At 66.5% G+C, this 24,954-nt stretch carries 28 protein-coding genes and 1 tRNA gene; all 29 read right to left on the bottom strand.

The genetic code is table 11. The annotated features are described in order from the left end of the window. Window positions 1-4: 4 nt before the first annotated feature. Window positions 5-400, bottom strand: coding sequence for a 30S ribosomal protein S8 (gene rpsH / locus FHP08_RS15140; protein ID WP_147705327.1), 396 nt, complete (start codon window positions 398-400; stop codon window positions 5-7). 43 nt (window positions 401-443) lie between these two features. After that, on the bottom strand, window positions 444-749 hold the full coding sequence (gene rpsN / locus FHP08_RS15135) for a 30S ribosomal protein S14 (protein WP_147705326.1): 306 nt from the start codon (window positions 747-749) through the stop codon (window positions 444-446). A 30-nt stretch (window positions 750-779) separates the two neighbouring features. Beyond that, window positions 780-1,319, bottom strand: a complete 540-nt coding sequence (gene rplE / locus FHP08_RS15130; protein ID WP_147705325.1) for a 50S ribosomal protein L5 — start codon at window positions 1,317-1,319, stop codon at window positions 780-782. A gap of 146 nt (window positions 1,320-1,465) precedes the next feature. Further along, window positions 1,466-1,786: a 50S ribosomal protein L24 gene (rplX, locus tag FHP08_RS15125; protein WP_147705324.1), complete on the bottom strand. Its 321-nt coding sequence runs from the start codon at window positions 1,784-1,786 to the stop codon at window positions 1,466-1,468. Next, window positions 1,786-2,154: a 50S ribosomal protein L14 gene (rplN, locus tag FHP08_RS15120; protein WP_147705323.1), complete on the bottom strand. Its 369-nt coding sequence runs from the start codon at window positions 2,152-2,154 to the stop codon at window positions 1,786-1,788. Before rplN ends, rplX begins: the two co-directional genes overlap by 1 nt. Before the next feature lie 294 nt (window positions 2,155-2,448). After that, window positions 2,449-2,742, bottom strand: a complete 294-nt coding sequence (gene rpsQ, locus FHP08_RS15115) for a 30S ribosomal protein S17 (RefSeq protein ID WP_147705322.1) — start codon at window positions 2,740-2,742, stop codon at window positions 2,449-2,451. Further along, window positions 2,739-2,933: a 50S ribosomal protein L29 gene (rpmC, locus tag FHP08_RS15110; RefSeq protein ID WP_147705321.1), complete on the bottom strand. Its 195-nt coding sequence runs from the start codon at window positions 2,931-2,933 to the stop codon at window positions 2,739-2,741. The genes rpsQ and rpmC overlap by 4 nt, the downstream gene beginning before the upstream one ends. Before the next feature lie 28 nt (window positions 2,934-2,961). Further along, a complete protein-coding gene (gene rplP, locus FHP08_RS15105; RefSeq protein ID WP_147705320.1) occupies window positions 2,962-3,378 on the bottom strand; it encodes a 50S ribosomal protein L16 in 417 nt (138 codons plus the stop codon). Window positions 3,379-3,411: 33 nt separating this feature from the next. Continuing rightward, window positions 3,412-4,317, bottom strand: coding sequence for a 30S ribosomal protein S3 (gene rpsC / locus FHP08_RS15100; protein WP_147705319.1), 906 nt, complete (start codon window positions 4,315-4,317; stop codon window positions 3,412-3,414). 19 nt (window positions 4,318-4,336) lie between these two features. Then, window positions 4,337-4,669, bottom strand: coding sequence for a 50S ribosomal protein L22 (gene rplV / locus FHP08_RS15095; RefSeq protein ID WP_147705318.1), 333 nt, complete (start codon window positions 4,667-4,669; stop codon window positions 4,337-4,339). 12 nt (window positions 4,670-4,681) lie between these two features. Beyond that, window positions 4,682-4,960: a 30S ribosomal protein S19 gene (rpsS, locus tag FHP08_RS15090; protein WP_147705317.1), complete on the bottom strand. Its 279-nt coding sequence runs from the start codon at window positions 4,958-4,960 to the stop codon at window positions 4,682-4,684. Window positions 4,961-4,981: 21 nt separating this feature from the next. Beyond that, entirely contained in the window at window positions 4,982-5,800 is an 819-nt protein-coding gene (rplB, locus tag FHP08_RS15085) for a 50S ribosomal protein L2 (protein WP_147705316.1), read from the bottom strand. After that, on the bottom strand, window positions 5,801-6,097 hold the full coding sequence (gene rplW / locus FHP08_RS15080) for a 50S ribosomal protein L23 (protein ID WP_147705315.1): 297 nt from the start codon (window positions 6,095-6,097) through the stop codon (window positions 5,801-5,803). Continuing rightward, window positions 6,094-6,726 (bottom strand): 50S ribosomal protein L4, encoded by a 633-nt coding sequence (gene rplD / locus FHP08_RS15075; RefSeq protein WP_147705314.1) that lies wholly within the window; start codon window positions 6,724-6,726, stop codon window positions 6,094-6,096. The genes rplW and rplD overlap by 4 nt, the downstream gene beginning before the upstream one ends. Window positions 6,727-6,738: 12 nt before the next feature. Further along, the gene (rplC, locus tag FHP08_RS15070) at window positions 6,739-7,410 is read right to left on the bottom strand and encodes a 50S ribosomal protein L3 (protein WP_147705313.1); all 672 of its coding nucleotides are present in this window, start codon (window positions 7,408-7,410) and stop codon (window positions 6,739-6,741) included. 176 nt (window positions 7,411-7,586) lie between these two features. Further along, window positions 7,587-7,919: a 30S ribosomal protein S10 gene (rpsJ, locus tag FHP08_RS15065; protein ID WP_147705312.1), complete on the bottom strand. Its 333-nt coding sequence runs from the start codon at window positions 7,917-7,919 to the stop codon at window positions 7,587-7,589. 89 nt (window positions 7,920-8,008) lie between these two features. Beyond that, entirely contained in the window at window positions 8,009-9,199 is a 1,191-nt protein-coding gene (gene tuf / locus FHP08_RS15060) for an elongation factor Tu (protein ID WP_147705300.1), read from the bottom strand. 56 nt (window positions 9,200-9,255) lie between these two features. After that, the gene (fusA, locus tag FHP08_RS15055; protein ID WP_147705311.1) at window positions 9,256-11,361 is read right to left on the bottom strand and encodes an elongation factor G; all 2,106 of its coding nucleotides are present in this window, start codon (window positions 11,359-11,361) and stop codon (window positions 9,256-9,258) included. Window positions 11,362-11,387: 26 nt separating this feature from the next. Further along, window positions 11,388-11,858, bottom strand: coding sequence for a 30S ribosomal protein S7 (rpsG, locus tag FHP08_RS15050; RefSeq protein WP_147705310.1), 471 nt, complete (start codon window positions 11,856-11,858; stop codon window positions 11,388-11,390). A gap of 213 nt (window positions 11,859-12,071) precedes the next feature. Next, window positions 12,072-12,449, bottom strand: a complete 378-nt coding sequence (gene rpsL / locus FHP08_RS15045) for a 30S ribosomal protein S12 (protein WP_147705309.1) — start codon at window positions 12,447-12,449, stop codon at window positions 12,072-12,074. Window positions 12,450-12,725: 276 nt separating this feature from the next. Beyond that, window positions 12,726-16,955, bottom strand: coding sequence for a DNA-directed RNA polymerase subunit beta' (gene rpoC / locus FHP08_RS15040; RefSeq protein WP_147705308.1), 4,230 nt, complete (start codon window positions 16,953-16,955; stop codon window positions 12,726-12,728). Window positions 16,956-16,989: 34 nt separating this feature from the next. Next, window positions 16,990-21,111: a DNA-directed RNA polymerase subunit beta gene (gene rpoB / locus FHP08_RS15035; RefSeq protein WP_147705307.1), complete on the bottom strand. Its 4,122-nt coding sequence runs from the start codon at window positions 21,109-21,111 to the stop codon at window positions 16,990-16,992. Between the two features lie 194 nt (window positions 21,112-21,305). Further along, a complete protein-coding gene (rplL, locus tag FHP08_RS15030) occupies window positions 21,306-21,689 on the bottom strand; it encodes a 50S ribosomal protein L7/L12 (protein ID WP_147705306.1) in 384 nt (127 codons plus the stop codon). A 69-nt stretch (window positions 21,690-21,758) separates the two neighbouring features. Next, window positions 21,759-22,289 (bottom strand): 50S ribosomal protein L10, encoded by a 531-nt coding sequence (rplJ, locus tag FHP08_RS15025; protein WP_147705305.1) that lies wholly within the window; start codon window positions 22,287-22,289, stop codon window positions 21,759-21,761. Window positions 22,290-22,650: 361 nt separating this feature from the next. Further along, the gene (gene rplA / locus FHP08_RS15020) at window positions 22,651-23,361 is read right to left on the bottom strand and encodes a 50S ribosomal protein L1 (protein WP_147705304.1); all 711 of its coding nucleotides are present in this window, start codon (window positions 23,359-23,361) and stop codon (window positions 22,651-22,653) included. After that, complete coding sequence (gene rplK / locus FHP08_RS15015) at window positions 23,362-23,793, bottom strand: 50S ribosomal protein L11 (protein WP_147705303.1); 432 nt, start codon at window positions 23,791-23,793, stop codon at window positions 23,362-23,364. A gap of 146 nt (window positions 23,794-23,939) precedes the next feature. After that, window positions 23,940-24,473, bottom strand: coding sequence for a transcription termination/antitermination protein NusG (gene nusG, locus FHP08_RS15010; protein ID WP_147705302.1), 534 nt, complete (start codon window positions 24,471-24,473; stop codon window positions 23,940-23,942). Further along, on the bottom strand, window positions 24,474-24,857 hold the full coding sequence (gene secE, locus FHP08_RS15005; RefSeq protein WP_147705301.1) for a preprotein translocase subunit SecE: 384 nt from the start codon (window positions 24,855-24,857) through the stop codon (window positions 24,474-24,476). Between the two features lie 15 nt (window positions 24,858-24,872). After that, window positions 24,873-24,948 (bottom strand) — tRNA-Trp (locus tag FHP08_RS15000). Window positions 24,949-24,954 lie beyond the last annotated feature (6 nt).

The raw sequence follows: 24,954 nt of genomic DNA, 5'->3' as shown, positions 1-24,954 counted from the left end.
CCGATCAGGCCACGAAGCCGATGACTTCGCCGCCCAGGCCGGTGGCGCGCGCATGACGGTCGGTCATGACGCCCTTCGACGTGGTGACGATCGCCACGCCCAGCCCGTTCATCACCTGCGGAATCGCGTCGCGGCCGCGATAGACCCGAAGGCCCGGACGCGACACGCGGTCGAGCCGCTCGATGACCGGACGCCCGGCGTAGTACTTCAACTGCACTTCCAGCGTGCGCAGGGCGCCGTCGCCCTTGACGCTGAAGTCTTCGATATAGCCTTCGTCCTTCAGAAGCCTGGCAATCGCCACCTTCAGCTTGGACGTCGGCATGGACACCGATTGCTTTTCGACGCGCTGCGCGTTGCGGATGCGCGTGAACATGTCGGCGATCGGATCGCTCATGCTCATGATGTGGTTCCTCTTTCCAGCTCGCTCGTTGCCGGCCAGCCGATTACCAGCTTGCCTTCGTCAGACCCGGCACTTCGCCGCGCATTGCGATGTCGCGCAGCTTGTTGCGCGCGAGACCGAACTTGCGGTAAGTGCCACGCGGACGACCCGTGATCTCGCAGCGATTGCGAAGACGCGACGGACTGGCGTTGCGGGGCAGAGCCTGCAGTTTCAGACGCGCCTGGTAGCGGTCTTCTTCGGACAGGGACTGGTCGTTGATGATCGCCTCGAGCGCCCGGCGCTTGGCGGCGAACTTCTTCACCATTGCCTGGCGTTTCAGTTCGCGGTTGATCAGAGCGAGTTTGGCCACTTTCGTTGCTTCCTCAAATGCGCCCGGATTTCAGGTGCGGAACGGGAACTTGAACGCCGCGAGGAGCGCACGCGCCTCGTCGTCGGTCTTCGCCGTCGTCGTGATGCTGATGTTCAGGCCGCGCAGGGCGTCGACCTTGTCGTACTCGATCTCGGGGAAAATGATCTGTTCCTTCACCCCGAGGTTGTAGTTGCCACGGCCGTCGAAGGCCTTGCCCGAGATCCCGCGGAAGTCGCGCACGCGCGGCAGCGCGATCGTGACCAGGCGGTCCAGGAACTCGAACATCCGCTCGCCGCGCAGCGTGACCATGCAGCCGATCGGATAGCCTGCGCGGATCTTGAACCCGGCGATGGCCTTCTTGGCCTTGGTCACGACGACCTTCTGGCCGGCGATCTTGGTGAGGTCACCCACGGCGTTGTCGAGCACTTTCTTGTCGGCCACCGCCTCGGACACACCCATGTTCAGGGTGATCTTGGTGATGCGGGGCACCTCCATGACCGACTTGTAGCCGAACTGCTCGACCAGGCCGGGGACGACCTTCTCGCGATAATGCTGTTGCAGACGAGCCATCTGATCTTCCTTTCGAACCCTCGTCGGCGCCTCGCGCCACGGCCGGGTCTTTCATTCGTTTGCGTGGCGCCCCTCGGGGCGGCGCCTACCGGCACCATTCAGGCGGTGCCGACTCGCCGCCTTCAGGCGGCTCCCACCCGCCGTCTTCAGGCGGCCCCCACCATCTCGCCGTTCGACTTGAACACGCGCACCTTGCGCCCGTCCTCGAGGACCTTGATTCCCACGCGATCGCCCTTCCCGGTGGCCGGGTTGTAGAGCATCACGTTGGACTGGTCGATCGGCAGGGTCTTGTCGACGATGCCGCCGACCTCGCCCTTCATCGGATTGGGGCGAACATGCTTCTTGACCATGTTCACGCCTTCGACCACCAGGTGCGAGTCATCGGTGCGCTCGAGCACGGTGCCCCGCTTGCCCTTGTCGCGACCGGCGATGACGACGACCTCGTCGCCCTTGCGAATCTTCTGCATCAGAGCACCTCCGGAGCGAGCGACACGATCTTCATGAAGCGCTCGGTACGCAGTTCGCGAGTGACCGGCCCGAAGATGCGGGTGCCGATCGGCTCGAGCTTGGCATTGAGCAGCACGGCGGCATTGCCGTCGAACTTGATCAGCGAGCCATCCTGGCGGCGAACACCCTTGGCGGTGCGCACGACGACCGCGTTGTAGATCTCGCCCTTCTTGACGCGACCACGCGGCTGCGCGTCCTTGACCGAGACCTTGATGATGTCGCCGATGCCGGCATAGCGCCGCTTGGAGCCGCCGAGCACCTTGATACACATGACTGAACGCGCGCCGGTGTTGTCGGCGACGTCCAGCGTCGATTGCATCTGAATCATGATTTCCGTCCCAACTTGATCCGTTGTTCCAGTCGCACCGCCCGCGCCGGATTGGCAGGGCCCGCGCGACGGGTCAGACGGTCAGTCTTGGTCCCGTGGTTTGGGTGAACCGGCCAGCCCGCCCGCAGCCTTGCGACTTTCCTCGAGTTCGCCCGGACTTTCGCCTGGGAGATGCTGCCTGGATTCGCGCTGCAGTGGCCGTACTGACCAGAGCCGAAAATTATTGCACGTATTCGGCAATCGCGCAAGCGCTCATGCCGAGAATCTTCCGGAGCGCGCCGGGCGCGCCCCGGATCAGACCGCGGCGGCCGCCTGCACCAGGCGGGCCACCACCCAGGACTTGGTCCGCGAGATCGGGCGGCTTTCCACGATCTCGACGGTGTCGCCCTCGTTGTACGGCTGCTCGGCATGCGCGTGATAGCGCGTGCTGCGAACCATGTACTTGCCGTACACCGGGTGCTTCACCTTGCGCTCGACCAGGACCGTGACGGTCTTCTGCATCTTGTTGCTGACGACGCGCCCGACCAGGGTGCGGGTCAGGCCGGCCTTGGCGGTGCCTTCGCCGGCGGTGGCTTGGATGTCGCTCATTTGGCCGACGCCCTCTCGTTCATGACCGTGCGAACCCGCGCGATGTCGCGCCGCGTCTTGCGAAGCTGGCTCGTGTTGGTCAGTTGCTGGGTGGCGACCTGCATGCGCAGCGAAAAGTGCGCTTTCAGCAGGTCGCCGAGTTCCTTTTGCAGCGCGTCGGTGTCTTTGACGCGCAGTTCACTGGCTTTCATTTCTCTGCCTCTTCGACGGTCAGGCGCCTCAGGCGCCGGCCATGCGGGTGACGAAGGTCGTCGCGATCGGCAGCTTGGCGGCCGCCAGCGCGAACGCTTCGCGGGCCAGCTGCTCGTTCACGCCGTCCATCTCGTACAGCACCTTGCCCGGCTGGATCTCCGCGACGTAGTACTCGACGTTGCCCTTGCCGTTGCCCATGCGGACTTCGGCCGGCTTCTTGGAGATCGGTTTGTCGGGGAAGATCCGGATCCAGACGCGGCCGCCACGCTTGATGTGACGGGTCATCGCGCGGCGGGCCGCCTCGATCTGGCGGGCGGTCAGCCGGCCGCGGCCGGTGGCCTTCAGGCCGAACTCGCCGAACGCGACCGAAGCGCCTCGCGTTGCGAGGCCCTTGTTGCGGCCCTTCTGTTCCTTACGGTATTTGCGTCGAGCGGGTTGCAGCATCGCTCACTCCTTGTACGGGGGCACGGGGCCCACTCAGTCGCCTTTCTTTTCGCCGTCGGCCGGCGCACCGCCAGCCGCCACCTTGCGCACGCGCTTGACCGCCGCCTTCGCGGCGTCAGCCTGCTCGCCAGCCGCGGCCGGGGCACCTTCTCCCTCGGCGCGCCGACGCGGGCCGCGGGCACCCGGAGCGCCCGCGCCGCCGGGCCGGCCGCCGGGGCCACCAGGGCGGCCGCCGGGTCCGCGACGGCCGCGGCGGTCTTCGCGCTCGCCGGCCGGGGCTTCCTTGTCGGCAGCCTGCGGCGCCTCGTTGCGCCCGAGGTTGTCGCCCTTGTAGACCCAGACCTTGACGCCGATGATCCCGTAGGTCGTCAGCGCCTCGGAGAAGCCATAGTCGATGTCGGCGCGCAGCGTGTGGAGCGGCACGCGCCCCTCGCGGTACCACTCGACCCGCGCGATCTCCGCACCGTTCAGGCGGCCCGAGCTCATGATCTTGATGCCCTGGGCACCGAGTCGCATCGCGTTCTGCATCGCGCGCTTCATGGCGCGGCGGAACATGATCCGCTTCTCGAGCTGCTGGGTGATCGAATCGGCGATCAGCTGCGCGTCGATCTCGGGCTTGCGGATTTCCTCGATGTTGACGTGCACAGGCACGCCCATCAGTCGCTGCAGATCGCCCTTCAGGACCTCGATGTCCTCGCCCTTCTTCCCGATGACCACGCCCGGCCGCGCCGAGTAGATCGTGATGCGGGCGTTCTTGGCGGGGCGCTCGATCAGCACGCGGCCGACCGAGGCGCTGCGCAGCTTCTTGCGCAGGTACTCACGGACGCGGATGTCGTCGTTCAGCAGCTGCGAATACTGGGCGCCGCTGGCGAACCAGCGCGAGGACCAGTTTCGGCTGACCGCCAGGCGGAACCCGGTCGGGTGAATCTTCTGTCCCATGTCGTTCCTTCCGAGTCCGTTACTTGTCGCCGACCGTCACGTAGATGTGGCAGGTCTGCTTCTCGATCTTGCAGCCGCGGCCCTTGGCGCGCGCCTGGAATCGCTTCAGCGACATGCCCTTCTCGACGTGGATCGTCTTGACCTTGAGCTCGTCGATGTCGGCGCCGTCGTTGTGCTCGGCGTTGGCGATCGCCGACTCGAGCACCTTCTTGACGATCTTCGACGCCTTCTTCGGGGAGAACGTCAGGATGTTGAGCGCCTGTTCGACCGGCTTGCCGCGGACGAGATCGGCCACCAGCCGACCCTTCTGGGCCGACAGCCGGACGCCGCGCAGGATTGCTTGCGTTTCCATGTGGCTATTCCCTTATCGCTTCCCGGCCTTCTTGTCGGCCGCGTGGCCCTTGAAGGTGCGGGTGAGGGCAAACTCGCCGAGCTTGTGGCCGACCATGTTCTCGTTGACGAACACCGGCACATGCTGCTTGCCGTTGTGCACCGCGATCGTCAGGCCGATGAACTCGGGAACGATCGTCGAGCGACGGGACCAGGTCTTGATCGGCTTGCGATCCTTGGTGGCCATCGCCGTGTCGACTTTCTTCATCAGGTGGGCGTCGACGAACGGCCCTTTTTTGACTGAACGTGCCATAACTTACTCGTCACTCACCTGTTATTTGCGACCACGGCGCTGCACGATCATCGAATCGGTGCGCTTGGTGCTTCGCGTCTTCATGCCCTTGGTCTGCTGACCCCAGGGCGAACGCGGGTGGCCACCGCCATTCGAGCGGCCGCCGTGCGGGTGATCGACCGGGTTCATCGCGATGCCGCGGACCGTCGGACGGATGCCGCGCCAGCGATTCGCGCCGGCCTTGCCGATCGTGCGCAGGCTGTGCTCCTCGTTGCCGACTTCGCCGATCGTCGCGCGGCACTCGATGTGCACGCGGCGGATCTCGCCGGAGCGCAGGCGCACCTGGGCGTAGGTGCCTTCGCGGGCCAGCAGGCGCGCGGAGGTACCCGCCGAGCGGGCGAGCTGCGCGCCCTTGCCGGGCAGCATCTCGATGCAGTGGATGGTCGAGCCGACCGGAATGTTCCGGATCGGCAGCGTGTTGCCTGCCCGGATCGGGGCCTCGGCGCCGCTCATCAGGGCGGTGCCAGGGGTCACGCCGCGCGGCGCCAGGATGTAGCGACGCTCGCCGTCCGCGTACAGCAGCAGGGCCAGGTGCGCGCTGCGGTTCGGGTCGTACTCGATGCGCTCGACCTTGGCCGGAACGCCGTCCTTGTTGCGACGGAAGTCCACGATCCGGTAGTGCGCCTTGTGGCCGCCACCGCGGTGACGCGTGGTGATGTGACCCAGGTTGTTGCGCCCGGACCCGCGCTTCATCGACTCGGTCAGGCCGTCGACCGGCCGGCCCTTCCACAGGCCCGGGGTCACGATCTTGACCATCGACCGGCGGCCCGGCGAGGTCGGTTTGGTCTTGACGATCGTCATTTAGATCGCCTCCGCAAAGTTGATTTCCTGGCCGGGCATCAGGCTCACGTAGGCCTTGCGGACGTTGCGCCGCCGGCCGTTGAAGCGACCGAAGCGCTTCTGCTTGCCTTTCTGGTTCAGGACCTGAACCGATTCCACCTTGACCTTGAACAGCAGCTCGACCGCTGCCTTGATCTCGTCCTTGGTCGCGTCCTGCAGCACGCGGAACGCCACCTGCTCGTTCTTCTCGGCGACCATCGTGGCCTTCTCGGAGACGATCGGCGCGACGAGCACGGTCATCAAACGCTCCTGATTCATCCCAGCATCTCCTGCACCATGGCCAGCGCCGGGCGGGTGATCAGCACCTTGCTGAAGTGCACCAGCGACACCGGATCGGCGTGTTTCGGCTCGACCACCAGCACGTGCGCCAGGTTGCGCGACGCGAGCCAGAGGTTCTCGTCGAGGCTGTCGGTGATGACGAGCACCGACTCACCCTTGCCGCCCAGGCCCATGGCCTGGAGCTTGCCCGCGAGCAGCTTGGTCTTGGGCGCCTCGAGGGCGATCGACTCGATGACCGCCACGCGGTCTTCGCGCGCGAGCTGCGAGAGGATGGAGCAGACGCCGGCGCGATACATCTTGCGGTTCAGCTTCTGCGTGAAGTTCTCGTCGGGCGAGTTCGGGAAGATCTTGCCGCCGCCGCGCCACAGCGGGCTGGAGGTCATGCCGGCGCGCGCGCGGCCGGTACCCTTCTGGCGGAAAGGCTTCTTCGTGGAGTGGCGGACCGCGCTGCGATCCTTCTGCGCACGGTTGCCGCCCCGGGCATTCGCCTGGAAGGCGACGACCACCTGGTGGACGAGCGGCTCGTTGAAGTCGCGTCCGAAGATGGTGTCCGGCGCCTCGACCTTGGCCGAAGCCTGGCCTTGGGCGTCGAGCAGTTTCAGTTCCATTCGCTGCGCTCCTTACGCCTTGGCGGCCACGCGCTTGCCGGTGGCGGCCTTGCGCACCGTGGGCGTGACGACGACATCGCCGTTGCGCGAGCCGGGGACCGCGCCCTTGACGAGCAGCAGGCCACGCTCGGCATCGACACGCGCGATTTCGAGATTCTGGACGGTGCACGAGACGTCACCGAGGTGACCCGACATCCGCTTGCCCGGGAAGACCCGACCCGGATCCTGCGCCATGCCGATCGAGCCCGGCACGTTGTGCGAACGCGAGTTGCCGTGCGAGGCGCGACCCGAATTGAAGTTGTGACGCTTGATCGTGCCGGCGAAACCCTTGCCGATCGAGGTGCCGTGCACGTCGACTTTCTGCCCGGGCTCGAACATGGACACGGCCACCACGGCGCCCGCCTGCAGGGACTCGAGCTCGGCAGCCTCGACGCGGAACTCGCGCACGATGCTGCCGGCCTCGACACCCGCCTTGGCGAAGTGCCCAGCCCGGGGCTTGGTCACGCGTGTGGCACGGCGCTCGCCGTAGGTCACCTGAACGGCGCTGTAACCGTCGTTCTCGACGGTCTTGATCTGGGTGACGCGGTTGTTCGACACGTCGAGCACCGTCACGGGAATGGAATCGCCATCGTCCGTGAAGATGCGCATCATGCCGACCTTGCGTCCCACAAGGCCAAGGCTCATTGTTTGCTCCGATCCCGGCTGCGATTGGCCGGGTGACTGCGTCCGTTGCCGGACCGAAATTGTCCGCGCAGTCGACCCACGATGGGGCGCAGCGCGGAAAAACGAAAATTATAACCCGCGTCGACGGGTCGAGGCAAGCATTGCCGGGCCGACCCGTTGGTGCGAGCGGGGAACCGTCAGCCGCGCCAGCCCTCGGCCTGCTGCACGTAGATCTTCACGTCGACGCCCGCCGGCAGGTCGAGGCGCGTCAGCGCGTCGATCGTCTTGTCGGTGGGGTCGACGATGTCCATCAGCCGCTGGTGCGTGCGGATCTCGAACTGGTCGCGCGAGGTCTTGTTCACGTGCGGCGAGCGAAGGACGTCGAAACGCTGGATGCGGGTCGGCAGCGGGACCGGGCCGCGAACCACTGCGCCGGTGCGCTTGGCGGTCTCGACGATCTCGGCGGCCGACTGGTCGATCAGGCGATAGTCGAAGGCCTTCAGGCGGATGCGGATCTTCTGGTTCTGCATGATTGGATTCCCAAAGAACGTTGCGGCGCAAGCCGCTTGCTAAAGAGCGACGGGGGAAGGGCAGTCGCCCTCCCCCCCTTCTCTGTCTTTTACTCGATCACCTTGGCGACGACGCCGGCGCCGACGGTGCGACCGCCCTCGCGGATCGCGAAGCGCAGGCCCTGCTCCATCGCGATCGGAGCGATCAGCGTCACCACCATCTTCACGTTGTCGCCCGGCATCACCATCTCCACACCCTCGGGCAGCTGCACCGAGCCCGTCACGTCGGTCGTGCGGAAGTAAAACTGCGGACGGTAGTTGTTGAAGAACGGCGTGTGACGACCGCCCTCCTCCTTGCTCAGCACGTACACCTCGCACTCGAACTTCGTGTGCGGCGTGATCGATCCCGGCTTGGCCAGCACCTGGCCTCGCTCCACGTCCTCGCGCTTCGTGCCGCGCAGCAGCACCCCCACGTTGTCGCCCGCCTGACCCTGGTCCAGCAGCTTGCGGAACATCTCCACGCCCGTGCAGATCGTCTTCACCGTCGGCTTGATCCCGACGATCTCGATCTCCTCACCGACCTTGATCACCCCGCGCTCCACCCGGCCCGTCACCACCGTGCCACGGCCCGAAATCGAGAACACGTCCTCGATCGGCAGCAGGAACGCCCCGTCCACCGCACGCTCGGGCGTCGGAATGTACGTGTCCAGCGCCTCGGCCAGCGCCAGGATCGCCTGCTCCCCAATCTCGCCCTTGTCGCCTTCCAGCGCCTTCAGCGCCGAACCCTTGATGATCGGAACGTCGTCGCCCGGAAAATCGTACTTCGACAGCAGCTCCCGAACCTCCATCTCCACCAGCTCGAGCAGCTCCGCATCGTCCACCATGTCGCACTTGTTCATGAACACGATGATGTACGGCACCCCCACCTGCCGCGCCAGCAGAATGTGCTCGCGCGTCTGCGGCATCGGACCGTCGGCCGCCGACACCACCAGAATCGCCCCGTCCATCTGCGCCGCGCCCGTGATCATGTTCTTCACGTAGTCCGCGTGACCCGGGCAGTCCACGTGCGCATAGTGACGCTTCGCCGTCTCGTACTCCACGTGCGCCGTGTTGATCGTGATCCCGCGCGCCTTCTCTTCCGGCGCCGCGTCGATCTGGTCGTAGCCCTTCGCCTCGCCCCCAAACTTCGTCGACAGCACCGTCGTGATCGCCGCCGTCAGCGTCGTCTTGCCATGGTCAACGTGACCGATCGTCCCCACGTTCACGTGCGGCTTCGTACGCTCGAACTTTCCCTTAGCCATCTGAAACTCCGATTCTCAGCGAATGTCTTGAATCTACCGTTGCGCCGCGCAGCGCCTTACTTGCCGCGCGCCGAAATGATCGCCTCGGCGACGTTCTTCGGCGCCTCGGCGTATTGCTTGAACTCCATCGTGTACGTCGCGCGACCCTGGGTCAGCGAGCGCAGCGTGGTGGCGTAGCCGAACATCTCCGACAGCGGCACCTCGGCGCGAATCGCCTTGCCGCCGCCGACCATGTCTTCCATGCCCTGGACCATGCCCCGGCGCGACGACAGGTCGCCCATGACCGTGCCGGCGTAGTCCTCGGGCGTCTCGACCTCGACCGACATCATCGGCTCGAGCAGCACCGGGCTGGCGCGTCGCATGCCTTCCTTGAAGGCGATCGAGCCGGCCTGCTTGAACGCGTTCTCGTTCGAGTCCACGTCGTGGTAGGAGCCGAAGAACAGGGTGGCCTTGACGTTCACGACCGGGTAGCCGGCCAGCACGCCCGACGGGAGCGTTTCCTCGATGCCCTTCTGGACCGCGGGGATGAACTCGCGCGGCACCACGCCGCCCTTGATCGCGTCGACGAACTCGAAGTTCGGGCCGCCGGGCTCGAGCGGCTCGAGCTTGAGCACGACGTGGCCGTACTGGCCGCGACCGCCCGACTGCTTGATGAACTTGCCCTCGACCTCTTCGCAGGTCTTGCGAATGGTCTCGCGGTACGCGACCTGGGGCTTGCCCACCGAGGCCTCGACGCCGAACTCGCGCTTCATGCGGTCGACGATGATCTCGAGGTGCAGTTCGCCCATGCCCGAGATGATGGTCTGGCCCGACTCCTCGTCGGTGCGCACGCGGAATGACGGGTCTTCCTGGGCCAGGCGACCCAGCGCGATGCCCATCTTTTCCTGGTCGGCCTTGGTCTTGGGCTCGACCGCCTGCGAGATCACCGGCTCGGGGAACTCCATGCGCTCGAGGATGATCGGCGACTCCACATCCGACAGCGTCTCGCCGGTGGTGACGTCCTTCAGGCCGACGGCCGCGGCGATGTCGCCCGCGCGGACTTCCTTGATCTCTTCGCGGTTGTTGGCGTGCATCTGCAGCAGGCGGCCGATGCGCTCCTTCTTGCCCTTGATCGAGTTCAGGACGGTATCGCCCGAGTTCAGCACGCCCGAGTAGACTCGGATGAAGGTCAGCTGGCCGACGAAGGGGTCGGTCATCAGCTTGAACGCCAGCGCCGAGAACTTCTCGCCGTCGTCGGCCTCGCGGACGATCTCGACGTCGTTCAGGTCGTGGCCCGCGACCGGAGGGATGTCGACCGGGGAAGGCAGGAACTCGATGACCGCGTCGAGCATGCGCTGCACGCCCTTGTTCTTGAACGCCGTGCCGCACAGCATCGGCTGGATCTCGCCGGCGATCGTGCGCTTGCGCAGGCCCTGCTTGATCAGGTCCTCGGGAAGATCGCCTTCCTCGAGGTACTTGTTCATCAGTTCCTCGTCGGCCTCGGCGGCAGCCTCGACCATGTTCTCGCGCCACTTGTTGCAGGTCTCGACGAGCTCGGCCGGAATGTCGGCGTAGTCGAACTTCATGCCCTGCGAGGCCTCGTCCCAGAGGATGGCCTTCATCTTGAGCAGGTCCACGACGCCCCTGAAGCCCTCCTCGGCGCCGATCGGCACGACGATGGGCACCGGATTCGCCTTCAGGCGAAGCCGCATCTGGTCGTAGACCTTGAAGAAGTTGGCGCCCATCCGGTCCATCTTGTTGACGAACGCGAGGCGCGGCACGCCGTACTTGTTCGCCTGGCGCCAGACGGTCTCGGACTGCGGCTGCACGCCGCCCACGGCGCAATACACCATGCACGCGCCGTCGAGCACGCGCATGGAACGCTCGACCTCGATCGTGAAGTCGACGTGCCCCGGGGTGTCGATGATGTTGATCCGGTGCTCGGGCAGCGAGAGGTCCATGCCCTTCCAGAAGCAGGTGACGGCGGCCGACGTGATCGTGATGCCGCGCTCCTGCTCCTGCTCCATCCAGTCGGTGGTCGCTGCGCCGTCGTGCACCTCGCCGAGCTTGTGGTTCACACCCGTGTAGAACAGGATGCGCTCGGTGGTGGTCGTCTTGCCGGCGTCGATATGAGCGGAAATGCCGATGTTGCGGTACCGCTCGATGGGAGTCTTGCGAGCCATGATTACTTCTCTTGGATGTTGTGGCGTCAGAAGCGGAAGTGCGAGAACGCCTTGTTCGCCTCGGCCATGCGATGGACCTCGTCGCGCTTCTTGACCGCGCCGCCGCGGTTCTCGGCCGCTTCCATCAGCTCGTTGGCCAGGCGCAGGCCCATCGACTTCTCGCCACGCTTCTTGGCAGCCTCGCGCAGCCAGCGCATCGCCAGAGCCAGCCGGCGCACGGGACGCACCTCGACCGGCACCTGGTAGTTCGCGCCGCCCACGCGACGACTCTTGACCTCGACCATCGGGCGCGTGTTCTGCAGGGCCTGCCCGAAGACTTCGAGGGGGTCCTTGCCGGACTTGCTGCGGATCTGCTCGAAGGCGCCGTACAGCATGCGCTCGGCAACGGCCTTCTTGCCGTCGAGCATCATGACGTTGACGAACTTCGAGACCTCGACGCTGCCGTACAGCGGGTCGGGCAGGATCTCACGCTTGGGAACTTCGCGACGACGTGGCATTGGAATCACCTCTCTGATTCAGCTCGCCGGCAACGCACACCACGCGCCTCGCCGGCGTGGCCGCCCGACTCGTTCCGCCGACTGGCGAACCCGGGAGCGACCGCTTACTGGACGCCCGGCGCCACGGCCGATGGCCGCTGCGCAGTGCGCCCCGGAAAAGCAAGAGCGCGAGCCCCGGAAAACCGGCTCGCGCCCTCGCCCTGGAAGAAAAGATCAGGCCTTCTTCGGGCGCTTGGCGCCGTACTTGGAGCGGGCCTGCTTGCGGTCCTTGACCCCCTGGAGGTCGAGCGAGCCGCGAACGATGTGGTAACGGACACCCGGCAGGTCCTTGACGCGACCGCCGCGAATCAGCACGACCGAGTGCTCCTGCAGGTTGTGCCCTTCACCACCGATGTACGAAATGACCTCGAAGCCGTTGGTCAGGCGCACCTTGGCGACCTTCCGGAGCGCCGAGTTCGGCTTCTTCGGGGTCGTGGTGTAGACGCGGGTGCAGACGCCGCGACGCTGCGGGCAGTCCTGCAGCGCCGGGCTCTTGCTCTTGACGACTTCCGACTCGCGACCCTGACGCACGAGCTGGTTGATGGTAGGCATCTGCGTTGATCCTTGTGTTGCCTGTTTCGCCCCTGGGGCGGCGGCGATCGATTGCGCCGCTGGCCCTCCCGGCGTTACGCACGCCGGGAGTCGTACATTTCCGGCGCCCTGCGCCGGGAACTCCTGGTGTTCCCGCCACCCCAACCGGGGGCCGGAAACGAAAAACTTCCTCCGGACTTACCGGAAAGCCCGCCAGTATAGACTGGACGGGACATTCCGGCAAGCACCCGGAGGCATCCGATGCGGCGCGCCGAACGGGGCCGGCGCGCCCCCGGATCAGGACTCGTCGGACGCCGCCGAGTCCTCGCCGGCCGACTCGTCCTCGGTGACCGGGGCGAACAGCGCCTCGGCCGCCGCCAGCGCCGCCTGCTCCTGCGCCTCGGACTGCTCCTTGGCGCGACGCGCGCGGTGGAAGGCCAGGCCGGTGCCCGCCGGGATCAGCCGGCCGACGATGACGTTCTCCTTCAGGCCGCGGAGCTCGTCGCGCTTGCCCATGATCGCCGCCTCGGTCAGCACCCGGGTGGTCTCCTGGAAGGAGGCCGCCGAGATGAACGAGTCGGTCGACAGCGAGGCCTTGGTGATGCCGAGCAGCAGGTTGGCGTAGACGGCCGGACGCTTGTCCTTCGCGACGGCGCGGTCGTTCTCGTCGAGCATCTCCGAGCGCTCGACCTGCTCGCCGGTGATGAACGGCGTGTCGCCCGGGTCGGTGATCTGGACGCGGCGCAGCATCTGGCGAACGATCACCTCGATGTGCTTGTCGTTGATCTTCACGCCCTGCAGGCGGTAGACGTCCTGGACCTCGTCGACGATGTAGCGCGCCAGCGCCTCGATGCCGAGCAGGCGCAGGATGTCGTGCGGATCGGCCGGGCCGTCGACGATCATCTCGCCCTTGTTCACCACCTGGCCGTCGTGGACCAGCACGTTCTTGTCCTTCGGGATCAGGAACTCGTGGGCGTTGCCGTCCAGGTCGGTGATGACCAGGCGCTGCTTGCCCTTGGTGTCCTTGCCGAACGACACGGTGCCGGTGACCTCGGCCAGCATGCCGGCGTCCTTCGGCGAGCGCGCCTCGAACAGCTCGGCCACGCGCGGCAGGCCGCCGGTGATGTCGCGGGTCTTCTGCGACTCGAGCGGGATCCGGGCGAGGATCTCGCCGCGGCTCACTTCCTGGCCGTCGCGCACGGTGATCAGCGCGCCGACCGGGAAGCCGATCGTGACCGCGTGGTCGGTGCCCGCGATCTTGACCTCCTCGCCGCTCTCGTCGATCAGCTTGACCTGCGGGCGGACCGACTTGGTCGTGCCGCGCCGCTTGGCGTCGATGACCACCAGCGTGGACAGGCCGGTGACCTCGTCGATCTGCTTGGCGACGGTGGCGCCTTCCTCCACGTTCTCGAAGCGGATCGTGCCGGCGTACTCGGTGATGATCGGCCGGGTCATCGGGTCCCAGGTGGCGAGCTGGGTGCCCGCCTTGATCGCCTTGCCGTCGCCGGCCAGCAGCGTGGCGCCGTAGGGCACCTTGTGGCGCTCGCGCTCGCGGCCGCTGTCGTCGGCGATGACGACCTCGCCCGAGCGGGTGATGACGATCTGCTCGCCCTTGCCGTTCGTGACATAGCGCATCGTGCCGGTGAAGCGCACCGTGCCGTTGGACTTGGCCTCGACCGAGCTGGCCACCGCCGCGCGCGACGCCGCGCCGCCGATGTGGAAGGTCCGCATCGTGAGCTGGGTGCCCGGCTCGCCGATCGACTGGGCGGCGATCACGCCGACCGCCTCGCCCGAGTTGACCAGCGCGCCGCGACCCAGGTCGCGGCCGTAGCACTTGGCGCACAGGCCGTAGCGGGTCTCGCAGGTGAGCGGGGTGCGCACGCGCACCTCGTCGATGCCCAGCGTCTCGATCTTCTCGACCGCGTCCTCGTCGAGCAGGGTGCCCGCCTCGTAGACGGTTTCCTGCGTCTCGGGGTCGACGACGTCGGACGCCGCCACGCGGCCGAGGATCCGGTCGCGCAGCGCCTCGATGACCTCGCCGCCCTCGATCAGCGCCTTCATCGCGACGCCGTTCGAAGTGCCGCAATCGTCCTCGGTGACCACCAGGTCCTGGGTCACGTCGACCAGACGGCGGGTCAGGTAGCCCGAGTTGGCGGTCTTCAGCGCGGTGTCGGCCAGGCCCTTGCGCGCGCCGTGGGTCGAGATGAAGTACTGGAGAACGTTCAGGCCTTCGCGGAAGTTCGCGGTGATCGGCGTCTCGATGATCGAGCCGTCCGGCTTGGCCATCAGGCCACGCATGCCGGCCAGCTGGCGGATCTGGGCCGCGGAGCCGCGGGCGCCCGAGTCGGCCATCATGTAGATCGAGTTGAACGACTCCTGCTTGACCGCGTTGCCCTTGCGATCGACGGTGTCCTCGGTGGCCAGCTGCTCCATCATCGCCTTGCCGACCATGTCGCCGGCGCGACCCCAGATGTCGACCACCTTGTTGTAGCGCTCGCCCTGGGTCACCAGGCCCGAGGTGTACTGCTGCTCGATCTCCTTGACCTCGTGCTCGGCGGCCGACAGGATCTCGACCTTCTGCGCCGGGACGCGCATGTCGTCCATGGCGATCGAGATGCCGGCGCGGGTGGCCAGCCGGAAGCCGTTCTGCATCAGCTGGTCGGCGAAGATCACCGTGTCGCGCAGGCCGCAACGGCGGAACGACGCGTTGATCAGACGCGAGATCTCCTTCTTCTTCAGCGCACGGTTCATCAGCGCGAAGGGCAGGCCCTTGGGCAGGATCTCGGAGAGCAGCGCGCGGCCGACCGTGGTCTCGGGCCGGATCGGGTTGGCCGTGAGCTCGCCGGTCTCGCGGTCCTTGGCGTACTCGACCAGGCGCACGGTGATCCTGGTGCCCAGCTCGACCTGGCCGTTGTCGTAGGCGCGCTGCACCTCGGAAACGTTGGCGAAGTACATGCCCTCGCCCTTGCCGTTCACTTTTTCGCGGGTCGTGTAGTACAGGCCCAGCACGATGTCCTGCGACGGCACGATCGACGGCTCGCCATTGGACGGGAACAGCACGTTGTTCGACGCGAGCATCAGCGCGCGCGCCTCGAGCTGCGCCTCGAGCGACAGCGGCACGTGGACGGCCATCTGGTCGCCGTCGAAGTCGGCGTTGAAGGCCGCGCAGACCAGCGGGTGCAGCTGGATCGCCTTGCCCTCGATCAGCACCGGCTCGAAGGCCTGGATGCCGAGGCGGTGCAGCGTCGGCGCGCGGTTCAGCAGCACCGGGTGCTCGCGGATCACCTCCTCGAGGATGTCCCAGACGATGGGTTCCTGGCTCTCGACGTACTTCTTGGCCTGCTTGATGGTCGTGGCCACGCCCATCGTTTCCAGCTTGTGGAAGATGAAGGGCTTGAACAGCTCGAGCGCCATCAGCTTGGGCAGGCCGCACTGGTGCAGCTTGAGCTGCGGGCCGACCACGATGACCGAGCGGCCCGAGTAGTCGACGCGCTTGCCGAGCAGGTTCTGGCGGAAGCGCCCGCCCTTGCCCTTGATCATGTCGGCCAGCGACTTCAGCGCGCGCTTGTTCGCGCCGGTCATGGCCTTGCCGCGACGGCCGTTGTCGAGCAGCGAGTCGACGGCCTCCTGGAGCATCCGCTTCTCGTTGCGGACGATGATCTCCGGCGCCTTCAGCTCGAGCAGCCGCTTCAGGCGGTTGTTCCGGTTGATGACGCGGCGGTACAGGTCGTTCAGGTCGGAGGTCGCGAAGCGGCCGCCGTCGAGCGGCACCAGCGGGCGCAGCTCGGGCGGCAGCACCGGCAGCACCTCCATGACCATCCAGTCGGGCTTGATGCCCGAGCGCTGGAAGCCCTCGAGGACCTTGAGCCGCTTGGCGATCTTCTTGATCTTGGCCTCGGAGCCGGTGGCCTCGAGGTCGCGGCGCAGGGTCTCGATCTCGCGGTCGATGTCGATCGTGCGCAGCAGCTCGCGCACGCCTTCCGCGCCCATCATCGCGCGGAACTCGTCACCGTACTCGTCGACCTTCGCGTTGTAGTCGTCCTCGGTCATGATCTGGCCGCGCTTGAGCGGGGTCATGCCGGGCTCGATCACCACGAAGGCTTCGAAGTAGAGCACGCGCTCGATGTCGCGAAGCGTCATGTCGAGCACCATGCCCAGGCGCGACGGCAGCGACTTGAGGAACCAGATGTGGGCGACCGGGCTGGCCAGCTCGATGTGGCCCATGCGCTCGCGGCGCACCTTGGCCAGCGTGACCTCGACGCCGCACTTCTCGCAGATCACGCCACGGTGCTTGAGGCGCTTGTACTTGCCGCAGAGGCACTCGTAGTCCTTGATCGGACCGAAGATCTTGGCGCAGAAGAGGCCGTCACGCTCGGGCTTGAACGTGCGGTAGTTGATCGTCTCGGGCTTCTTCACTTCCCCGTACGACCACGAACGGATCTTCTCGGGCGAGGCCAGTCCGATGCGGATCGCATCGAAGTGTTCCTCTTCCTGGACCTGTTTGAAGAGATCAAGCAACGCTTTCATTTGCTGCTCCTGAATCCTGTATCGGGCGGTGGCCTCAGTTGCGCTCGAGATCCATGTCGATGCCGAGCGAGCGGATTTCCTTGACCAGCACGTTGAACGACTCCGGCATGCCGGCGTCGATCGCGTGCTCGCCCTTGACGATGTTCTCGTACAGCTTGGTGCGGCCGTTCACGTCGTCGGACTTGACGGTGAGCATCTCCTGAAGCATGTACGAGGCGCCGTAGGCCTCCAGCGCCCAGACCTCCATCTCGCCGAAGCGCTGGCCGCCGAACTGCGCCTTGCCGCCCAGCGGCTGCTGGGTGACCAGCGAGTACGGGCCGGTCGAGCGGGCGTGCATCTTGTCGTCGACCAGGTGGTGCAGCTTCAGCATGTGCATGTAGCCGACCGTGACCGGGCGGTCGAAGGCGTCGCCGGTGCGGCCGTCGTACAGGCGGACCTGGGTCTTGCTCGGCGTGAAGCCGATCAGCTTCGTGCGCTCGTCGTCGTCCGGGTAGGCGATGTCGAGCATGTGGCGGATCTCGTCTTCGGAGGCGCCGTCGAACACCGGCGTGGCGAACGGCACGCCCTTGCGCAGGTTGTCGGCCAGCTCGACGATCTCGTCGTCGCCCATGCCCGCCAGGTCTTCCTTCTGGCCGCTGGTGTTGTAGATCTGCTCGAGCAGCTTGCGCAGCTCGGCGACCCTGGCCTGCTTGCGCAGCATGGCGTCGATCCGGTGGCCGATGCCCTTTGCGGCCCAGCCCAGATGGGTCTCGAGGATCTGGCCCACGTTCATCCGCGAGGGCACGCCCAGCGGGTTCAGCACGATGTCCACGGGCGTGCCGTCGGCCATGCAGGGCATGTCCTCGACCGGCACGATGCGCGAGACCACGCCCTTGTTGCCGTGGCGGCCGGCCATCTTGTCGCCCGGCTGCAGGCGGCGCTTGACGGCCAGGTAGACCTTGACCATCTTCAGCACGCCCGGGGGCAGCTCGTCGCCCTGCGTGAGCTTCTTGCGCTTTTCCTCGTAGGCCAGGTCGAACTGGTGGCGCTTCTGCTCGATGGATTCCTTGATCGCCTCGAGCTGGGTGGCCACGACCTCGTCGGCCGGGCGGATCTCGAACCAGTGGTAGCGGTCGAGGTCGGCCAGGTACTCGGCGGTGACGGCGGCGCCCTTGGCGAGCTTCTTGGGGCCGCCGTTGACGACCTTGCCGACCAGCAGGCGCTCGATCCGCGAGAACGCGTCGTTCTCGACGATGCGCAGCTGGTCGTTCAGGTCGAGGCGGTAGCGCTTGAGCTCGTCGTCGATGATCGACTGGGCGCGCTTGTCGCGCTGGATGCCTTCGCGGGTGAACACCTGCACGTCGATGACGGTGCCGGTCATGCCCGAGGGCACGCGCAGCGAGGTGTCCTTCACGTCGGACGCCTTCTCGCCGAAGATCGCGCGCAGCAGCTTCTCCTCGGGGGTCAGCTGGGTCTCGCCCTTGGGCGTGACCTTGCCGACCAGCGTGTCGCCGGCCTGCACCTCGGCGCCGATGTAGACGATGCCCGAGTCGTCGAGCCGGCCCAGCTGCTGCTCGGACAGGTTCGAGATGTCGCGGGTGATCTCTTCCGGACCCAGCTTGGTGTCGCGCGCCAGCACCGACAGCTCCTCGATGTGGATCGAGGTGTAGCGGTCGTCGGACACGACCTTCTCCGAGATCAGGATCGAGTCCTCGAAGTTGTAGCCGTTCCAGGGCATGAACGCGACCAGCATGTTCTGGCCCAGCGCCAGCTCGCCCAGGTCGGTCGAGGCGCCGTCGGCGATGACGTCGCCCGCCGAGATCTGGTCGCCCTTCTTGACGACCGGACGCTGGTTGATGTTCGTGTTCTGGTTGCTGCGCGTGTACTTGATCAGGTTGTAGATGTCGACGCCGACCTCGCCCGCCGCGGCCTCGGAGTCGTTCACCCGGACCACGATGCGGTTGGCGTCGACGTAGTCGACCAGGCCGCCGCGCAGCGCGGTGACCACGGTGCCGGAGTCGACCGCGCAGGTGCGCTCGATGCCGGTGCCGACCACCGGCTTCTCGGGCCGCAGGCAGGGCACGGCCTGGCGCTGCATGTTCGAGCCCATCAGCGCGCGGTTGGCGTCGTCGTGCTCGAGGAAGGGGATCAGCGAGGCCGCCACCGACACGATCTGCGACGGCGCCACGTCCATGTACTCGACGTGCTCGGGCGAGGTCAGCTCGGATTCGCCGGCCTTGCGCACCGAGACCAGGTCGCCGGTCAGGCGGCCCTCGAGGTCGACCGTGGCGTTGGCCTGCGCGATCACGTAGCGGCCCTCCTCGATCGCCGACAGGTAGTCGATGTGGTCGGTGACCTTGCCGTCGACGACCTTGCGATACGGGGTCTCGAGGAAGCCGTACTCGTTGAGCCGCGCGTACAGGGCCAGCGAGTTGATCAGGCCGATGTTCGGGCCTTCCGGCGTCTCGATCGGGCAGACGCGGCCGTAGTGCGTGGGATGGACATCGCGAACCTCGAAGCCCGCACGCTCGCGGGTCAGGCCGCCCGGGCCCAGCGCCGAGACGCGCCGCTTGTGCGTGATCTCGGACAGCGGGTTCGTCTGGTCCATGAACTGCGACAGCTGCGACGAACCGAAGAACTCGCGGATGGCGGCGCTGATCGGCTTGCTGTTGATCAGGTCGTGCGGCATCAGGTTCTCGGTCTCGGCCTGGCCGAGACGCTCCTTGACCGCGCGCTCGACGCGCACCAGGCCGGCGCGGAACTGGTTCTCCGCGAGCTCGCCCACGCAGCGCACGCGGCGGTTGCCCAGGTGGTCGATGTCGTCGATCTCGCCGCGGCCGTTGCGCAGCTCGACCAGGATCTTGATGACCGCGAGGATGTCCTCGTTGGTCAGCGTCATCGGGCCGGTCAGCTCGTCGCGGCCGACGCGGCGGTTGAACTTCATCCGGCCGACCTTCGACAGGTCGTAGGCGTCCTCGCTGTAGAACAGGCGATTGAAGAGCGCCTCGACCGCGTCCTCGGTCGGCGGTTCGCCGGGGCGCATCATCCGGTAGATCGCGATGCGCGCGGCGGTCTGGTCGACCGTCTCGTCGGTGCGCAGCGTCTGCGAGATGTACGGGCCCTGGTCGAGGTCGTTCGTGTAGAGCGTGCGGATCTCGCGCACGTTGGCGTCGCGCAGCTTGCCGAGCAGCTCTTCGGTCAGCTCGTCGTTGGCCTTGGCAACGATCTCGCCGGTCTCGGCGTCGACCACGTTGTGGGCCAGCGTGCGGCCGAGCAGGTAGTCCTCGGGCACCGAGATGTATTTCATCCCGGCCGCTTCCATGTCGCGGATGTGCTTGGCGTTGATCCGCTTGTCCTTCGCGACGATGACCTTGCCGTCCTTGTCGGCGATGTCGAATCGGGCGATCTCGCCGCGCAGCCGCTCGGGCACCAGCTCGAGCTGGGCGCCCTCGGACATCAGCCGGAAGCCGTCGAACACGAAGAAGTGCGCGAGGATCTGCTCGGGGGTCAGGCCGATGGCCTTGAGCAGGATCGTGACGGGCATCTTCCGGCGGCGGTCGACGCGGAAGAAGAGGATGTCCTTCGGGTCGAACTCGAAGTCAAGCCAGGAGCCGCGGTAGGGGATGATGCGCGCCGAGAACAGCAGCTTGCCCGAGCTGTGGGTCTTGCCGCGGTCATGCTCGAAGAACACGCCCGGCGAGCGGTGCAGCTGCGAGACGATGACGCGCTCGGTGCCGTTCACGATGAAGGAGCCGTTGCCGGTCATGAGCGGAATCTCGCCCATGTAGACCTCCTGCTCCTTCACCTCCTTGACCGTGGGCTTGGCCGCCTCGCGGTCCATGATGACCAGGCGCACGCGGGCGCGCAGCGGCGCGCAGAAGCTCAGGCCGCGCTGCTGGCACTCCTTCACGTCGAAGGGAGCGGCGCCGAGCTGGTAGTTGACGAACTCGAGGCGCGCGAACTCGTTGTGCGAGACGATCGGGAAGATCGAGCGGAAGGCCGCCTGCAGGCCCTCCTCGACCCGCTGCTCCGGAATCTTGTCGGCCTGCAGGAAGCGATCGTAGGACTCGATCTGCGTCGTCAGCAGGAACGGCACGTCGAGAACGACGGGCCGCTTGGCGAAGCTCTTGCGGATGCGCTTTTTCTCGGTGAACGAGTAGGTGGAAGCGGTGGCCATGGACACTCCGTGTCTTGTTCAGACAAGTGGGGCAGGGATTCCTGCGCAGAACGTGGGATGCCGGCTCGCTGGGAACCGGCATGCCGCGTGCCGCGCGCAGACGCGAAAACCCGGAGCCGCCCGCCCCGTCGGGCGGGCGGCGTCCGGGCGCCGCGAAAGCAGTGCTTGCAAGCTGTGCGCTGCTCGAGCTCGGATTACTTGAGCTCGACCTTCGCGCCGGCGTCCTCGAGCTGCTTCTTCAGCGCCTCGGCGTCGGCCTTGCTGATGCCTTCCTTGACGGGCTTCGGCGCACCGTCGACCAGGTCCTTGGCTTCCTTCAGACCCAGGCCGGTGGCGGCACGAACGACCTTGATCACCTCGACCTTCTTCTCGCCGGCGGCGCCGAGGATCACGGTGAACTCGGTCTGCTCTTCGGCAGCCGGGGCGGCGGCACCGCCGGCGGCCGGGGCCGCGACGGCGACGGCGGCGGCAGCAGCCGACACGCCGAACTTGTCTTCCATCAGCTTGATCAGCTCCGACAGCTCGAGCACCGACATGCCGGCGACTGCGTCGAGGATCTCTTCCTTGTTCAGGGCCATTTTGTTTACTCCGTACGAATCAATGGGTTGCGATGAATCTGGAAATCGGGTTGCCTGGCGCGCGAAGCGTCAGGCGCCCGCCTGCTCTTTCTGGTCGCGGACGGCCGCCATGGTGCGGACGAACCTTCCGGGGACTTCGTTGAGCGTGCGGACGAAGGTCGCGATCGGCGCCTGCATCGTGCCGAGCAGCTTCGCCAGCAACTCTTCCCGGCTGGGCATGGTCGCGAGAGCCTTCACACCGTTCGCGTCGAGAACGGCATTGGGCATCGCTCCGGCCTTCAGCACGAGCTTGTCGTTGTCCTTGGCGAAGGCGTTCAGCACCTTGGCAGCCGCCACCGGATCGCTCGACAGGCCGTAGATCAGCGGGCCGACCAGCTGGTCGGACAGCTTCTCGAACGGCGTGCCGGTGACCGCGCGGCGGGCCAGCGTGTTTTTCAGGACACGCAGGTAGACACCTTGCTCCCGCGCCTGCTTGCGCAGGGCGGTGATCGCTCCGACTTCCAGACCACGGTACTCGGCGACAATGATCGACTGGGCCTTCGCCACTTCGGCGGAGACTTCGGCGACGACTGCCGCTTTCTCTTCTCGATTGAGAGCCACGGTCTTGCTCCAGTATGGGTGCCCTTGCCCCGCCCCGCCGCGCGCGGCGGCTCGAACGGGATCAGGCGCAGGCGCCCGTTTCTACACGGCGACCGAGTGTGAGTTCCTTCGCAACCCGATACGGATACCGGGTCATCCTGAAAACTCTCGCTTCGGGACCGCCATCTGCGCAGGGGCGTTCGCGGCGCCGGCCGACGAGGCCGACCGGTTTCGCGAGGCGCATTAAGGTGCCGGATGCGGACATCGGGCGTCCCCCTGCGGTCTTTGACAACCCGCCCGGGCGACCGGAAAGCGCTGCGGGCGTCCCCGCCTCGCCTTCCGGGCCGCACGAACGGCCCAAAGTACGTTGAATGCTTCCGCGTCAGGCCGCCGTCGCGGCCGCGGTGAATGCTGCGGGATCGACCTTGACGCCGACGCCCATCGTGCTCGACAGGGCCACCTTGCGCAGGTAGATGCCTTTCGCGCTCGCCGGTCGGGCCCGGTTGAGGGCTTCGACCAGGGCACGAACGTTGGTGCCGAGCTGCTCGACGTCGAAGGACGCGCGGCCGATCGTGGCGTGGATGATCCCCGCCTTGTCGGTGCGGTACTGCACCTGGCCGGCCTTGGCGTTCCTGACCGCGGTGGCCACGTCGGGCGTGACGGTGCCGACCTTCGGGTTCGGCATCAGGCCGCGCGGGCCGAGGATCTGGCCCAGCGTGCCGACGATGCGCATCGCGTCGGGCGAGGCGATCACCACGTCGAAGTTCAGGTTGCCGGCCTTGACCTGTTCGGCCAGGTCTTCCATGCCGACGATATCGGCGCCGGCGGCCTTGGCGGCCTCGACCTTGTCGCCCTGCGTGAAGACGGCCACGCGGACCGACTTGCCGGTGCCGGCGGGCAGCACGACCGAGCCGCGAACGACCTGGTCGGATTTCTTGGGATCCACGCCCAGCTGGACGGCGACGTCGATCGACTCGTCGAACTTGGCGACCGCGCATTCCTTGACCAGCGCCAGCGCGTCGGCCAGCGGGTAGGGCTTCTGGCGATCGATCTTGGCGCGGATCGCCTGCGTGCGCTTGGAAAGCTTGGCCATTTACAGACCCTCCACCGTGATGCCGATGCTGCGCGCCGAGCCGGCGATGGTGCGAACCGCCGCGTCCATGTCGGCTGCGGTGAGGTCCGGCATCTTGGTCTTGGCGATCTCCTCGGCCTGGGCGCGAGTGATCGAGCCGACCTTGTCGGTGTGGGGCTTCGGCGAACCCTTCTCGATCTTTGCCGCCTTCTTGATCAGCACGGTGGCCGGCGGCGTCTTCATGATGAAGGTGAAGCTCTTGTCCGCGAACGCGGTGATCACCACCGGGATCGGGAGACCGGGCTCCAGGCCCTGGGTCTTGGCGTTGAACGCCTTGCAGAACTCCATGATGTTCAGGCCGCGCTGGCCGAGGGCCGGGCCGATCGGCGGCGCGGGGTTGGCCTTGCCTGCAGGAACCTGCAGCTTCACAAAGCCGACGATCTTCTTCGCCATGTTGGGCTACTCCGATTGACGAGTGATAACGCCCGGTCGGGCCGAAACCCTACTGGAGCTCCTCAAGCGCCGGATCGCTCCGGCTGGCGCGCCCCGCGGGGCGGCGCGCCCTGAAACATCGCGCCCGGCAGGCCCGGGCCGCAGGATCAGACCTTCTCGACCTGACCGAACTCGAGCTCGACCGGCGTGGCGCGACCGAAGATCGTGACCGACACGCGCAACCGGCTCTTCTCGTAGTTGACTTCCTCGACGTTGCCGTTGAAGTCGGTGAACGGGCCTTCCTTGACGCGGACCATCTCGCCGACCTCGAACAGGGTCTTGGGCCGCGGCTTTTCCACACCCTCCTGCATCTGGGTGAGGATCTTCTCGACCTCGCGATCGGAAATCGGCGTGGGCCGGTTGCCGGCGCCGCCGACGAAGCCGGTGACCTTGTTCGTGTTCTTGACCAGGTGCCAGGTATCGTCGTCCATTTCCATCTCGACGAGCACGTAACCCGGGAAGAACCGCCGTTCGGTGGTCTTGCGCTGGCCGCCCTTGATCTCCACGACCTCTTCGGTCGGGACCAGGATCTGCCCGAACTTGTCCGCCATGCCGGCGCGGTCGATCCGCTCCTTCAGGGCGCGCGCCACGCTCTTCTCCATGCCGGAGTAGGCGTGCACGACATACCAACGCTTCGACATTTATCCCTTCCAGCCCAGGACCAGGTCGTACAGGACCCACTCGAGCCCCTTGTCGACCAGCCACAGGAAAATGGCCATCACGACGACGAACGCGAAGACGGTCAGCGTGACCTGGGTGGTTTCCTTGCGAGTGGGCCAGACCACGCGGCGGGCCTCGCCCGACGCGTCTTTCGCAAAGGCGAAGAAGCGCTGGCCCGGGCCGGAAGTCCACGCGATCAGCCCGCCGACGATCAGGCCGGCGAGGACCGCGCCCACGCGGACGATCGCCGGCTGCTGCGCGAGCAGGTAGAAGCCGACGACGCCCGCCACGACGGCGGCGATGGCGACGACGACCTTGGCCCGGTCAGCGCCGGACGTTACGGTTTCAACAGCCTGGTTCGACATGCTTGCAGCGGAGGATGGCAGGGGCAGAGGGAATCGAACCCCCAACCTTCGGTTTTGGAGACCGACGCTCTGCCAGTTGAGCTATACCCCTGTGTCC

The organism is Zeimonas arvi (assembly GCF_008039575.1).
Classification (GTDB): Bacteria; Pseudomonadota; Gammaproteobacteria; order Burkholderiales; family Burkholderiaceae_E; genus Zeimonas; species Zeimonas arvi.
The sequence above is the reverse complement of the archived record's forward strand: the minus strand, read 5'-3'. Positions and strand labels throughout refer to the sequence as shown.

Bases quoted from the DNA above. Each gene is read 5' to 3' on its own strand.
- rpsH (WP_147705327.1), bottom strand. From the start codon at position 400: ATGAGCATGAGCGATCCGATCGCCGACATGTTCACGCGCATCCGCAAC.
- rplE (WP_147705325.1), bottom strand. From the start codon at position 1,319: ATGGCTCGTCTGCAACAGCATTATCGCGAGAAGGTCGTCCCCGGCCTG.
- rplX (WP_147705324.1), bottom strand. From the start codon at position 1,786: ATGCAGAAGATTCGCAAGGGCGACGAGGTCGTCGTCATCGCCGGTCGC.
- rplN (WP_147705323.1), bottom strand. From the start codon at position 2,154: ATGATTCAGATGCAATCGACGCTGGACGTCGCCGACAACACCGGCGCG.
- rpsQ (WP_147705322.1), bottom strand. From the start codon at position 2,742: ATGAGCGACATCCAAGCCACCGCCGGCGAAGGCACCGCCAAGGCCGGC.
- rpmC (WP_147705321.1), bottom strand. From the start codon at position 2,933: ATGAAAGCCAGTGAACTGCGCGTCAAAGACACCGACGCGCTGCAAAAG.
- rplP (WP_147705320.1), bottom strand. From the start codon at position 3,378: ATGCTGCAACCCGCTCGACGCAAATACCGTAAGGAACAGAAGGGCCGC.
- rpsC (WP_147705319.1), bottom strand. From the start codon at position 4,317: ATGGGACAGAAGATTCACCCGACCGGGTTCCGCCTGGCGGTCAGCCGA.
- rplV (WP_147705318.1), bottom strand. From the start codon at position 4,669: ATGGAAACGCAAGCAATCCTGCGCGGCGTCCGGCTGTCGGCCCAGAAG.
- rpsS (WP_147705317.1), bottom strand. From the start codon at position 4,960: ATGGCACGTTCAGTCAAAAAAGGGCCGTTCGTCGACGCCCACCTGATG.
- rplB (WP_147705316.1), bottom strand. From the start codon at position 5,800: ATGACGATCGTCAAGACCAAACCGACCTCGCCGGGCCGCCGGTCGATG.
- rplW (WP_147705315.1), bottom strand. From the start codon at position 6,097: ATGAATCAGGAGCGTTTGATGACCGTGCTCGTCGCGCCGATCGTCTCC.
- rplD (WP_147705314.1), bottom strand. From the start codon at position 6,726: ATGGAACTGAAACTGCTCGACGCCCAAGGCCAGGCTTCGGCCAAGGTC.
- rplC (WP_147705313.1), bottom strand. From the start codon at position 7,410: ATGAGCCTTGGCCTTGTGGGACGCAAGGTCGGCATGATGCGCATCTTC.
- rpsJ (WP_147705312.1), bottom strand. From the start codon at position 7,919: ATGCAGAACCAGAAGATCCGCATCCGCCTGAAGGCCTTCGACTATCGC.
- tuf (WP_147705300.1), bottom strand. From the start codon at position 9,199: ATGGCTAAGGGAAAGTTCGAGCGTACGAAGCCGCACGTGAACGTGGGG.
- fusA (WP_147705311.1), bottom strand. From the start codon at position 11,361: ATGGCTCGCAAGACTCCCATCGAGCGGTACCGCAACATCGGCATTTCC.
- rpsG (WP_147705310.1), bottom strand. From the start codon at position 11,858: ATGCCACGTCGTCGCGAAGTTCCCAAGCGTGAGATCCTGCCCGACCCG.
- rpsL (WP_147705309.1), bottom strand. From the start codon at position 12,449: ATGCCTACCATCAACCAGCTCGTGCGTCAGGGTCGCGAGTCGGAAGTC.
- rpoC (WP_147705308.1), bottom strand. From the start codon at position 16,955: ATGAAAGCGTTGCTTGATCTCTTCAAACAGGTCCAGGAAGAGGAACAC.
- rpoB (WP_147705307.1), bottom strand. From the start codon at position 21,111: ATGGCCACCGCTTCCACCTACTCGTTCACCGAGAAAAAGCGCATCCGC.
- rplL (WP_147705306.1), bottom strand. From the start codon at position 21,689: ATGGCCCTGAACAAGGAAGAGATCCTCGACGCAGTCGCCGGCATGTCG.
- rplA (WP_147705304.1), bottom strand. From the start codon at position 23,361: ATGGCCAAGCTTTCCAAGCGCACGCAGGCGATCCGCGCCAAGATCGAT.
- rplK (WP_147705303.1), bottom strand. From the start codon at position 23,793: ATGGCGAAGAAGATCGTCGGCTTTGTGAAGCTGCAGGTTCCTGCAGGC.
- nusG (WP_147705302.1), bottom strand. From the start codon at position 24,473: ATGTCGAAGCGTTGGTATGTCGTGCACGCCTACTCCGGCATGGAGAAG.
- secE (WP_147705301.1), bottom strand. From the start codon at position 24,857: ATGTCGAACCAGGCTGTTGAAACCGTAACGTCCGGCGCTGACCGGGCC.